Genomic DNA, 12,382 nt, shown 5'->3' on the forward strand with positions numbered 1-12,382 from the left:
TCTCCTTTTCAGGCATTTATTAAGCTTTATATTCTTTGTCAATAACGAGAATCGGCTTGATGGCAGATCCATTTTTAGAGTCCGTAAATGCTTCATCCACATTCTCAAGGTCATAGAATTTCACCAATTTATCAACTGGGAATTGACCGTTTTTAAAGAAGGATACAAGTTTCGGGATGATCAATTGTGGTACGGCATCCCCTTCGATTACACCCTTTAGGGTCAATGCGTTAGCCACTACATCGTTGAATACGTTGAAGGTCAGGTCGCGTTTTCCAACAGCTACTGTTGCACATGTCCCTTTGACACGCAGGCAGCGTAGTGCAGCTAATGTAACTTCCGGAACGCCTGTTGTTTCGAACGAGTAATGGGCACCTTTACCGGTGATTTCTTTGATTTTTTCTGCTGGATCTTCGTTTTTGGAATTGATGGTATGCGTAGCACCGAGCTCTTTTGCAAGTTCCAAACGGTTGTCGTGAATATCAACTGCGATAATCGGATAGCAGCCAGCAATTTTTGCTGCGAGCAAACCGCTTAGCCCTACTGCGCCTGTACCAAATACAACAAAGCTGTCGCCGGCATTCGGTTTAAGGGAATTAAATACAGTTCCGCTGCCGGTCATAATACCGCAGCCCAATGGCCCCAGATAGCGCAAGTCCACTTCTTTATCTACTTTAATAATATTCTTTTCATTGGCCGTAGAGTAAGTAGCAAAGGAAGACTGGCCGAAAAATTGAGAGACTTCTTCATTTTCTTCTGTAGAAAGTGGCGTCACACCGTGATGGTTTTTGCCCCCGAAGTTCAATTGAATCATATTCTCGCAGCCGCCCGCGTTACCTTCCAGGCAATTGTCGCAAGTACCACAGTAAGAGAAGCTCATTACGACATGATCACCCGGCACTACTGAGGTCACGTTCTCCCCTACACTTTCAACAATACCAGACCCTTCATGACCCAATACTACTGGACGCGGTACTGGAAATGTTTCATCCAGAACTGTCGCATCTGTATGGCATACCCCGGAAGCAACAAGGCGAACGAGCACTTCTCCAGCCTTCGGTTCAACCAGGTTCAACGTTTGTTGCTTAAAGTCTTTTTCGGGAGTGGTCACCATTGCTTGAATTTTCATAGTTAAAAACCTCACTTAAGATTTATTTTTATTGCGATGTACACGCTTATCGCAACAAATCTGCACGCTTTCATTTTACCTGAGCTATTTTTTGTTAGCAAAATTTAAAGCTTAATTAAATAGAATCTCTTGGATGCTAAATTTGCTATATTAAAATTGACGTCAGTAAAGAATTTTGAATCATCAAATTACATCCCTTAAGCACCTAAGATAATTTTTCTTATATTTATAGCTGTATTATAAAAGTATAAATATGGTATATTGTTGTAATGCTTAAAAACAGAAACGTTTGGGGAGGTATATATGTTACAGCAAGAATTGGCACTGGAAAAAATATGTTTAAGCTTAAAAAGAGATAATCTAGTGAAGGCTATTTTCTTAAAAGGCTCAATGGGGAGAGGGGAGCACGACGAGTATTCGGACATTGATCTTTATTGCTTAGTGGGAAAAGATGATGAAGAGCTTTTTTTGGAAAAAAGACTGGATCATATAAAAGCTTATCGGGATATTATTTTTTATGATGATATTTATATCATCGCTCCTCAAATAATAGCGGTATTTGATAATTTACTGCATCTCGATTTGTTTACCGTTACGGAAGAAAATTTTACTGAAAAAGATTATTTCAAAGTCTTGCATGATCCTGACAATTTATTAGAGCAATTTATTGAAACTCAGAGTCTGGAGGTCAGTGACAGTGAATTCAGCGACAGTGCGACGGATATTGCCTGGTTTTTATTCCAGTATAAAAAAGCGATAGAAAGAGGGAATGACATTTGGGCTGTTAGAATGTTAACCAACGTGATGGAACATTTGGCACGAGTGCTGCTATATAAGCATTGTCCAGGGAGAGCGCAGTTAGGATTAAAAACGCTGAACCAATCGTTGCCGAATCATGTCTTAATGGAAGTGGAAGCTATTTTTGAACATATAACTCCCAGGAATCATGCGATAGCCTTTTCAAAAATTCGCCATTTGCTAGAAAAAGAGTGTGAATGGATACTGTCGCAGGTAAGTGATCGCTCCCTTGTTGAAGCACTTTTAAGAGAAATGATCAAAAGTCGTCCCTTAAGCAAGACTGAGGTTTCAAATTTAGGGAATTGACTATTACACGACAGAAATCTTTAAAAATGATTAATCAGCTTGCACATAAGATTACTCCAAAGAGAAGAAACTTGATTTTGAGTTTCTTCTCTTTTATTGGAAATATCCCTTAAATAAGTCGTTTAATTTTTTTAAGTTAAGCCGTGTACTTCAAGACAAAATCCAAATAAGTTTTAAGCCCGAGAGCTATGTTCGGCGCATCCAATTGTTCGAGAGTGCGGAGTGCAGAAGCAGCCAGTTCAATACCATCCTCTTTGTTGCCAGTTTTGATTTTATATAGGCCGTCAATGAACATTACGTGGAGGTCAATGTGCTTGATGCAGCAAAATGGGGGTCACATGGTTCGAGAATGCTTCTGGTTTCTTGCAGGTGCTCTATCCAAAATGGAATACGCAGGCGGCCCCCGAAGAATGGGAGAAAATCAACTGGACAGAGCCGGATGAGAGTGCAATCATAAAATTATGCACAGAGATGCTCGCATACAAAGTGAAGCTGTGTCCGACGCTGGTGCTCAGTGATCAAGTCATGCAACACCCCGATAATTGGAACCCGCACAATAAGGTTTCCAAAAGCGTATCAAGTGATTTCCAATTAAATGAACACTGGCAGGCTGCGGCCGGATACATCGATGATGCGAGAAAGCAGCTGGGTCTGCTCCTGGCATTCACGAAGAAAGTAAGCAAAATCTACTTTGATATGGGCGGAACGGTTGTAACCGGAACAGATACACCGGGAGGAATCCACTCCTATCCTGGTGCTGCCCTGCACAGAGAGTTGGAATTATTCGTCGAGATCGGCTTTACTGAAATGGAAGCGTTGCAGGCGGCCACCATAAAAGCGGCTGAATCTATTGGGCTGACGGACCGTGGAGTTATCGATAAAGGGAAGCTGGCTGATTTGATTGTCTTGTCCGAAAATCCGTTGACGGATATCAAAAATACCCAAGCAATCGATCTGGTCATCAAAGGCGGAGAAGTCTACACGCAAGACGAGATTTTAGCACATGTGCCGAATCCCGCGGATACTTTCGAGCGATATGAAAAATTCATAGGAGAATTCGAGAAAATCATGAGAGTTCAGTAATAACAGGATAAGCAGATGTATGCTGCAAAAGATAAAAGCCGGCTCGTCTCTAAAGGACAAACCGGCTTTACTTATGTAGTCAATGATCGTCAATGTTTACTGGAAGCCGCTCACTTTATCTTTTCGCTTCCAGCACGAAAATGACATAACCGACGTTCAGATCAAAATTCCAATCCATGAAAAGCTCCTGGATCCGCCGCTCGAAAACATTTTCAAACCCGGCCTTTTCCAGCACGGACCGTTCATAGGACCGTTTCGTATACTTCAGGATTTCACTGTAGCCATCCGCTATCAAAGCTTGTTCAATGCCTGTCAATACACCGGTCCATTTGATCAGTAACGTCCGCTCATTCAGCCAATGACTTTCTGTCTGTTCCGGATCTCGGTTCAATGTACTCTCTATAGTTTGCATAGCCGTTTCAAAAGCGGTCTTTTGATCGTCAGAGGGCCATGAAAACTCCTGAGAAATGATGGAGTCCTCCAGGACGGTCAAAAATGTGCCGGTTTCCAGTTCCAGGTTCCATTCCACGTAAAACTCTTCGATCGTCCATCCGCCAAGATTCTTCAAATGCTCCTGAATGATCGGCTTCAAATCATTTACCAGCAGATTACGTGTTTCCAGAACACGTTTCCATTCATCCTGTTTCATCAGGATTTTTTCCATTGTCGTGGAGAATCCTCTGAAATGGATCGATATGTAGGGTGGATTTACACTTACATAAACAGAAGTCGGCCCTTTTCCGAAATGTTTTCGCAATAAAGTCGAGATGAATCCGCCTATTTCTGTTTCTATATTTCTCTCTTTAGGCATGTAATGCAATTCCTTTCAACAAGTTAATCAGCTTTAGAGCGAGCAGTCGCTCATAAGTCAGCATTTTTAAGGCATCTGTCTTTCCAGTAACAGCACCATATAACTCATGTCTCTGCCGAAATTCCAATCAACGAAGATTTCTTCAACCGGTACAGGCAGGAAAGAGTCCAGATTAAACAATTTTGTAAGCCTGTATTCGAGCGGCCTTTTGGCTAAACGCAATTCTTCCGCGGCCCCATTTTTGAGCAATTCCTTTTCGATATCCACCAGAATTCCTTTTCTCTTAACAAGCAGTATGCTGGGACCGAGCCAGAATAACTCAGTGCGTTCCGGTTTCTTTTGAGAAAGCGCGCTGTTCATCTGGATGATCTCTTTAATCGGTGCCGCATCAATTTCACCCGGAGGGGGAAAGTTGTCTTCTGCAATTTCATTTTCAGCCACAGCCAGCAGCAAACCTGTCTGTTTCTCGAGGTTCCAGTCAAAAAAGAGATCGTTCAGCTGCATTTTTACAACCGGCTGCAAACCTTCAAGAAAGTCTTCCTTTAAGGCATTCAGCAGTAAATCCCGGCTTTCCAGCACCCGTGTTGATTCGCCCTGGCCAACCAATAGCCGTTCGGGTGCCAATAAAAAACCTTTAAAGTGGATAAGCAGGAAAGGGGCTTTAAAGAAAACAACCGTCTCACTTGGTGCTTCGTTGAAATGCTCTTTCAGAAAATCAGCTGCATACGCAGAAATTTGAGAATGAATGGCTTGATCGCCCGTCATCTGCAACACTCCTTAATCGGTGAATGAATAGAAAGAAGAGCAAGTTCCGCTTTTCAACAGCAGTCTTCAGAAAGATGACAGTTTTAAAAGTATTTTCAAACAAAAAAAACGCCAAAAAAGGAATGCTGCATTCCTTTTTTGGCGTTATTGTCAGCTCTATCGTCTGAAATACTCTGCCTCGCTCTTTTATTGGAAACCTGGGAAAAACGGAGTAGGCACTGAATTCCTGTGCCATTGCTTACTCTTGTATAGAATACTATACAGAATTTCCCGGATGTTGTAAAGGAAGCTTATGGCAGGTACCCGTTGTTTCCAGAAATAAAGGGTGCACAGAGACGGCTAACTGTACGATTTTTTCGTGAGTCTCGTTGGAGCGGTGACACAATGAGTGCACTTGGAATAATCCTGCTCGGTGATCAGCCGTTTGACATAGACCGGACAATTCGTGAATTCCCGGTAAGCGACAGGCGTTGAAATAAAGCCGCAGGAATCTCCGGCGAACCTTTGGAAGTGAATGCTTTTTCTCAGGTGATCGATAAAGAACTTCATATTCCCTCACTCCTTTTGGGTTATAAAAAAAACGCCGAAAAGAATAGAAATCCTTTTCGGCGTTATCTTCAGCGCTATAGTCTGGGATACTCAACCATGTAATCTATTTTGATAATTCTGTTGCTTTAAATAAACTTTAACTCCATTTTGACAAAAAGTAAAGATAAAAATAAATTTCTGATAAATTGAACACACTCCGGACCTCTTAAACAGATTATTTGAAAGCCCGAAAGTTTTTGAAATTGTCACATTATTTCAGTTCATTTTACAAGCTAACAGGATTATACTTGGATTAAAATAGAGATAGGAACTAATGTACTGCCCTTCAAATGAGTAAAGCCGTCTGCCCGGAAACCGCAGCAATTGTCTTGTAACTTTCAAGGTATTCCACTTCCACAAAAGGGGCGAAATAGAGAATGGAAGCTCAAAAAAGAAAGAAATATATACGGATAGAACAAGTAAGCCAGCAAGAAATAGATGCGCTAGTTTCAAGGGTCAATAATTGTTTCTGGCGGCAGACTTTTCATATTCAACCGGTTTCAGGTCTGCTCAATGACCCAAACGGCTTCTGTTTTTACAACGGGGAATATCATTTGTTTTATCAATGGCATCCGCTGGGGCCATTTCATGGATTGAAATATTGGTACCACACCAAGTCAAAAGATCTTGTGCACTGGGAAAATGTGGGGATTGCCATTAAACCACACGATTATTTTGACAGCCACGGCGCATACTCGGGCAGTGCCATTGAGCATAACGAAAAACTATATCTGCTTTATACTGGCAATACCCGGGATGGAAATTTCGAAAGGCATCCCCATCAATGTATAGCTGTAATGGATTTTGATGGAACCATCACCAAATTGGAGAAATCTGTGTTGGATAAAGTACCTGAAGGATACACAGAGCATTTCCGCGATCCGAAAGTATGGAAAGATGGGAAAAAATTTTATGCTGTAATCGGTGTGCAAAGAACGGATAAAACAGGAGGCGTCTGTTTGCTCAGTTCACCAGACTTGCTTGAGTGGAAATTTGAAGGTGAAATCGCTACTGCTTTAAATCTCTTCGGCTTTATGTGGGAATGTCCGGATTATTTTGAACTGGAAAATCATGGAGTCCTGATATTCTCTCCGCAGGGACTGGAATCGGACGGAGATTTCCATCAGAATATTTACCAGGCCGGATATGTGCTGGGTGATAAACTGGACTTGCAGCAAAAAGTATTGAATCATGGCAGTTTTGTCGAGCTTGACAGAGGATTTGATTTCTATGCTCCTCATACAATGGCGGATCCTGCGGGCAGACGGATTCTGGTCGGCTGGATGGGCTTGCCTGAAGTCGAGTATCCGACCGATATCAATGGATGGGCACACTGCTTGACGGTGCCAAGAGAATTATCGGCTCGAGATGGTAAACTGATACAAAAACCTGTCGAAGAACTCCATCGGCTTCGTAAAGAAAGAGTCAAAACAGCAGATACACTGTCCAATGAAACGAAACAGTATGAAGGATTTTCCGGGGTGACCTATGAACTCGTATGTGAGTTTGATCAGGGAGAGGCCGCTGAATATGGAATCGAGTTCCGTGCGGGGGAAGACGAAAAAACGGTGATCAAATATGATGCTTCTCAAAGAAAAGTCATACTGGACCGCACGCTGTCGGGCAAAGAAGTAGGAAAAGAGTACGGAACCGTGAGAAAATGCCGAATCTCCGGAGAAAAAATCAAGTTCCACCTGTTTGTCGATTCTTCATCCGTGGAAGTTTTTGTGAACGACGGAGAAGAAGTATTCACCTCCCGGATTTTTCCGGCTTTAAGAAGCAGAGAAATTCGCTTTTTTGCACATGGCGGTACTATGGCCTTCAAAGCGATAAAATGGGACTATTAACAGAATGACAGGGAAGAGGGAGTCGTGCCGAATGGGAAGTCTGCTGTCAATTGGCGAAATCTTGATCGATTTTATTCCCCAGCAAAAGGGAATGGCATTAAAAGAAGTTGTCTCTTTTGAGCGGGTTCCAGGCGGTGCTCCGGCAAATGTTGCCGTAACCGTTGCAAGATTGGGAGGAAATGCTTCGTTGATCACCAAATTAGGAGTTGATGCCTTTGGTGATTTTCTTTTGGAACGGCTGACAGAGTCCGGTGTTGGGACAGATAAGATTTTTAGAACAAAAGAAGCAAACACCGGACTGGCATTTGTATCTTTGCGAGAGGACGGAGAACGTGATTTATCGTTCTACCGCAATCCTTCTGCAGATCTGCTGCTTGCAGCTTCAGACATTGTTGCCGAGTGGTTCAGTCAAGGGGATATCCTGCATTTCGGTTCTGTGGATTTGGTGGAAAGCCCCATGAAACAAGCTCATAGGAAGGCGATTCAATCAGCTCGTGTTCACGGCGGGATCATCAGTTTTGATCCGAATGTACGGCTGCCTCTATGGGAAAATCCGCAGGAATGCCGAAACACCATCCTTGAATTTCTTCCGATGGCGCATATAGTCAAAATATCCGATGATGAACTTGAGTTTATTGCAGAGACAGCGGATGAACAAAAAGCCATTGCGTCGTTGTTTACGGGTGATGTAAAAGCAGTTGTGTGTACGAAAGGGGCAAATGGGGCCGATCTGTTCGTACAGAACAGTAAATATTCCTCTGCGGGATATCGCGTGAAAGTGGAAGATACAACAGGTGCAGGAGATGCATTCATGGGCGCTTTTTTGTATCAATTGCTGGACAGGAATGCAAATCCCGATAATGTAGAAGAAATTTTAAATGGGCATGCTGAAGAACTGCTGGCGTTTGCCAATGCCAGCGGTGCACTGACTGCTGCCGGAAAAGGAGCTATGTCTTCCATTCCTTCCAAAGAACAGCTGTTAAAGTTCCTCAGTTCAAACAGTCTCCAGTGAAAAAGATTTATTGATGAAAGAAGAAACCCGGCAATGGGTTTCTTCTTTTTTATTGGATTAGCATTGCTTTTCGTCAGAGCGGGTATGGAAAAGAATAGAAGGCGGGGCGACCCGATGTTCACAAATACCTGGAGGAGTGATTGGATGTTTGAAAAGAAGGCAGGCGCATATGTCATCGATTTACTGAAACAGTGGCAGGTGAGTCATATATACGGCATGCCCGGGGATTCCATCAATGAGTTCATGGAGGAATTGCGGAAGGAAGAAGCCATCCGTTTTATCCAGATTCGCCATGAAGAGACAGGTGCACTGGCTGCGGCAGCATATGCAAAATTGACCGGGCAGATTGGTGTCTGCCTGTCGATTGCGGGGCCAGGAGCGGTTCACCTGCAAAATGGCCTGTATGACGCGAAAAAAGACAAAGTGCCGGTACTCGCGCTTGTGGGACAGGTCAGCACTGAACTTGTCGGGACGGATGCTTTTCAGGAGATGAAACTGGAGTCGATGTTCGAGGAAGTTGCGGTATATAATCGCCGTGTTCAAAAAGCCGAACAGCTGCCGGACATGCTGAATCAGGCGATAAAGACGGCTTATGCAAAAAAAGGGCCGGCTGTCCTCATTGTGTCGGACGATTTGTTTGCCGAAAAAATCAAGCGGGAAAAAGAACTTTCTTCTGCGGTCTATGCGAGGCCACATATGCTGCCGGCCGATGAGGATTTAGCAACGGCCGCCAAACTGATAAACGCTGCCGAAAAACCGGTGATTTTAGCAGGAAAAGGGTCTGACGGTGCAGCAGCTGAAGTGCTGATGTTTGCGGAACAGATAAAAGCGCCGGTCATTGCGTCATTTCCGTCAAAAGGGCTGATTCCGGATGAGCACCCGAATAACCTGGGTCACCTTGGGCAATTGGGGACAGAACCGGCGAAGCAGGTGATGAAGGAAGCGGATCTGCTCATACTGGCAGGGACGGCATATCCTTACCGCGACTATCTCCCGGACGATGCGTCTGCGATTCAGATCGATATTGATTCTGCAGCCATCGGCAAATATTATCCGGTGACTTTGGGCATTGCCAGTGAACTGGAGCCAGTGATGTCCTGGCTGATTGAACACATCGAACCGAAAGATGATGGTTTCCTGACGAAATACCAGGAGAAACGGAAAGATTGGTATGACAAACTGCAGGCGGATATGGATAAAGAAACGGAACATCTGCAGCCGCAGCAAGTGATAGCCGAAGTTCAGGCCATTTTGGAACCGGAGGCCGTCGTTTCATTGGATGTCGGCAGTGTGACGCTTTGGGCTGCTCGTTACTTGCATTTGACGGACCAGAAAATGGTCGTTTCCGCATGGATTGCGACAATGGGCTGCGGATTGCCTGGCGCAATAGCAGGAAAACTGGCGTATCCGGATAAACAAGTGGTCGCACTGACCGGAGATGGCGGATTTTCGATGGGCATGCAGGATTTTGTAACAGCAGTCAAATACGATTTGCCGATGATCATTGTTATATTCAATAACCAAAAAATTCAGCTGATCGAAACCGAACAAGAGGAGATGGGAAATAAAGCGACAAATATCGATTTGGCCAATATCGATTATGCGGCGTTTGCAGAAGCTTGCGGCGGAGCGGGTTTTACAGCTAAGACAAGAAGTGAATTGAAAGAGGCGTTAATGCAGGCGAAGAACAGCGGAAAACCGGCAGTGATTGATGCTTATGTGGAAGACATCGATTTTGAGACGATGTAAATGAATCCGAATCGAACAAGCAGGAAGGAATGATTAGATGAGAAACATAGAAGCTCTAACTACGGCCGCCAGCCAGCTGAAACCGGAAAAACGGGCAAGAATCGCAGCAACTGCAGCCGCCAGCAATAAAGAATTGCACAATACAGATCACGGAGGAGACAAAGGCTCTGTGACGCGGGTGGATATGGAGCAGGTTGAAGCGATCATTCGCTTATGGCCGGAGACGTCCCGCATGGCGGCAGAACAGACAATCGGTTTTTACGGTCCGCCGAACGAAGCGACGGCAAGCCGCTTGTTCTGGTTTTATAACGGACCCTGGAAACGGACGGTTGTCTACCGTGATGAAATTCCTCATGATTTTCCCGAACCGCATTCAGACATGCTCGAATCGGTGATCGATTACCATGTGCCGCCTGATAAAGTGAGTGACATTGCCGCTTTTGACGGCAGCATCATTGTTGAACGGACAAAAGGGGAAGTGGCGGCCCGCTGTGACCTGGAAGCTGCGAATATCCTGGCATTGAATATGATGCACGAAATCGTCACAGGCAAGAAGACAGTAAAACAGGCACGGAAATTTACTGCCAGTGAAATGGCGGCCTATGCCATGAACCGGCCGGCTCCTTATGCGGAACGTATCCAGTTCGAACTGCCGGAGACGAAACAATACGATACAGATAAAACGACGATTGGCAATAAAGCTGCGGTACAGGCTGTGAAGAAAGTGAAGGATAAAATTCTGGGAGAGTAATATTAAGAATTCAATATGGCTTATTTTTGGCCAAAATGAGGTGAAAACGCATGCCGAAAGAGATTTGGATCAATTTGCCGGTGAGTGATTTGGAAGCAGCAAAGGAATTTTACACTCAATCCGGTTTTTTACTGCATGAAGGGTCGCACGACAACGAAAACATGGCAGGATTCGTTGTTGAAGACCATAATGTGAGAATCATGCTGTTTCAGGAAAAAATGTTTAAAGGGATTACACGTAATGAAGTGGCGAAAACGTCGCTCGGAACCGAAGTTTTGTTTTCATTGTCAGCAGGAACCCGTGAAGAAGTTGACAGTTTAATCTTCAGGATCCAGCAAGCCGGCGGTACGGTATTCGCTGATCCCGGTGAGCAAAATGGCATGTACGGAGCGGGATTTTGCGATTTGGATGGACATCGTTGGAATTTGCTGGTTATGAATGAATGATTAAATGATTGATTAAATGAAAAAAATGCCGAAACGAGATTGCTGACAGCCGTTAAGCGATTTCGTTTTTGTTTTGAGATGAAATCATTTTTGAAATTCAGCGATCTGAAATAATATCAGCGACAAGACGTATCTGCATAAAACTCCGTAAAACTGTGCAAAGAGTGATTTATACGAAAAAGCGTAAATGAGCCAAATTCAATGAAAAAATCGCTTTCGTCTCAATATCAAAAGTATACTTATAAAATGAAACGCAACTTCCTATAATTTATATTATGTCTACTTAATTATTTTTTTACTTATATTCAAAGATTTGCCCCTCTTCCCATTATTCATTCTATCGTACGTTATCACACATTCCTCTTCAACAGAAAAAATATGAAAACCGCTGCATACAACGGCTTCCATGTTTGATTTGCTGCGATTTACATTCGACCATTACATCCGACCAATGCAAAACTGATAGATCGCAGCGGTCGCCAGACAATCGCCGAGCGCATCGTGCGCATTGTGTTCGAGCTCCAGAAATGCTGTCAGCGTCGTCAGTTTATGATTCGGTGTCTCATGAATCACTCTGCGCGCCAGTTTCACTGTATCGATAACCGTATACTCCGGTATCGGCGTTATATCCTCCAGCGCATACAGGAATCCCATGTCAAACGGCGCGTTGTGCGCGATGATCGGCAGTCCGCCGATAAAAGCGATCAGTTCATGCGCCACTTCTTCTATTACAGGGGCACCCTGCACGTCCTTATTCGTGATGCCGGTAATGCGTGTAATCGTACTGGATATCGGACATTCCGGATTGATTGTCACATACATCGTATCGACGTGCATGTGGTTCATATATTTAACGGCGCCGATCTGGATGATTTTATCGCTTCCGGCACGCAGTCCGGTCGTCTCGAAATCCAGGACGACATAATCTTCGACGCGTTTCAGGCTTGATTTATATTTGCGCGGTTTTGCCGGCGCATTGCGAGTCCATTTGGGACGGGTTTCGCGCATTTTCTGTTCCAGAATTTCTCTTGGGCTTGGTCGTTCCATACTTTCACTCCTTATCGCTCCTGCAGTGTCCCTGCACGAGCCTTCAGCGT

At 44.2% G+C, this 12,382-nt stretch carries 12 protein-coding genes; 7 read left to right on the forward strand and 5 right to left on the reverse strand.

The features are described from left to right. Positions 1–19: 19 nt before the first annotated feature. Entirely contained in the window at positions 20–1,129 is a 1,110-nt protein-coding gene (locus KW93_RS01875; protein ID WP_033541255.1) for an NAD(P)-dependent alcohol dehydrogenase, read from the reverse strand. 303 nt (positions 1,130–1,432) lie between these two features. Between KW93_RS01875 and KW93_RS01880 the strand changes: the two genes are divergently transcribed. After that, positions 1,433–2,233, forward strand: a complete 801-nt coding sequence (locus KW93_RS01880) for a nucleotidyltransferase domain-containing protein (protein ID WP_033541256.1) — start codon at positions 1,433–1,435, stop codon at positions 2,231–2,233. Between the two features lie 327 nt (positions 2,234–2,560). Beyond that, on the forward strand, positions 2,561–3,316 hold the full coding sequence (locus tag KW93_RS01885; RefSeq protein ID WP_052131423.1) for an amidohydrolase family protein: 756 nt from the start codon (positions 2,561–2,563) through the stop codon (positions 3,314–3,316). A 115-nt stretch (positions 3,317–3,431) separates the two neighbouring features. Here KW93_RS01885 and KW93_RS01890 read toward each other — a convergent pair whose 3' ends face one another. The 3 genes from KW93_RS01890 to KW93_RS17065 form a co-directional block, all read right to left on the reverse strand. After that, a complete protein-coding gene (locus tag KW93_RS01890; protein ID WP_033541257.1) occupies positions 3,432–4,127 on the reverse strand; it encodes a Na-translocating system protein MpsC family protein in 696 nt (231 codons plus the stop codon). Positions 4,128–4,193: 66 nt separating this feature from the next. After that, positions 4,194–4,892 carry a Na-translocating system protein MpsC family protein gene (locus tag KW93_RS01895; protein WP_033541258.1) on the reverse strand — a complete coding sequence of 233 codons (699 nt, stop codon included), beginning with the start codon at positions 4,890–4,892 and terminating at the stop codon, positions 4,194–4,196. A 339-nt stretch (positions 4,893–5,231) separates the two neighbouring features. After that, positions 5,232–5,441 carry a hypothetical protein gene (locus KW93_RS17065; protein ID WP_081986906.1) on the reverse strand — a complete coding sequence of 70 codons (210 nt, stop codon included), beginning with the start codon at positions 5,439–5,441 and terminating at the stop codon, positions 5,232–5,234. Positions 5,442–5,857: 416 nt separating this feature from the next. Between KW93_RS17065 and KW93_RS01900 the strand changes: the two genes are divergently transcribed. The 5 genes from KW93_RS01900 to KW93_RS01920 all read left to right on the forward strand — a co-directional run bounded on the left by KW93_RS01900 (position 5,858) and on the right by KW93_RS01920 (position 11,285). Then, the gene (locus KW93_RS01900) at positions 5,858–7,327 is read left to right on the forward strand and encodes a glycoside hydrolase family 32 protein (protein ID WP_033541259.1); all 1,470 of its coding nucleotides are present in this window, start codon (positions 5,858–5,860) and stop codon (positions 7,325–7,327) included. Between the two features lie 31 nt (positions 7,328–7,358). Beyond that, a complete protein-coding gene (locus KW93_RS01905) occupies positions 7,359–8,339 on the forward strand; it encodes a carbohydrate kinase family protein (protein WP_033541260.1) in 981 nt (326 codons plus the stop codon). A 144-nt stretch (positions 8,340–8,483) separates the two neighbouring features. Next, entirely contained in the window at positions 8,484–10,088 is a 1,605-nt protein-coding gene (locus KW93_RS01910; RefSeq protein WP_033541261.1) for a pyruvate oxidase, read from the forward strand. A gap of 37 nt (positions 10,089–10,125) precedes the next feature. Next, on the forward strand, positions 10,126–10,839 hold the full coding sequence (locus KW93_RS01915) for a hypothetical protein (RefSeq protein WP_052131424.1): 714 nt from the start codon (positions 10,126–10,128) through the stop codon (positions 10,837–10,839). 50 nt (positions 10,840–10,889) lie between these two features. Continuing rightward, the gene (locus KW93_RS01920; protein ID WP_033541262.1) at positions 10,890–11,285 is read left to right on the forward strand and encodes a VOC family protein; all 396 of its coding nucleotides are present in this window, start codon (positions 10,890–10,892) and stop codon (positions 11,283–11,285) included. Between the two features lie 438 nt (positions 11,286–11,723). On the opposite strand, the gene KW93_RS01925 is transcribed toward KW93_RS01920, so the two are convergent. Next, on the reverse strand, positions 11,724–12,332 hold the full coding sequence (locus tag KW93_RS01925) for a 3'-5' exonuclease (protein ID WP_052131425.1): 609 nt from the start codon (positions 12,330–12,332) through the stop codon (positions 11,724–11,726). Between the last annotated feature and the right edge of the window lie 50 nt (positions 12,333–12,382).

The organism is Planococcus sp. CAU13 (assembly GCF_000775575.1).
Classification (GTDB): domain Bacteria; phylum Bacillota; class Bacilli; order Bacillales_A; family Planococcaceae; genus Planococcus.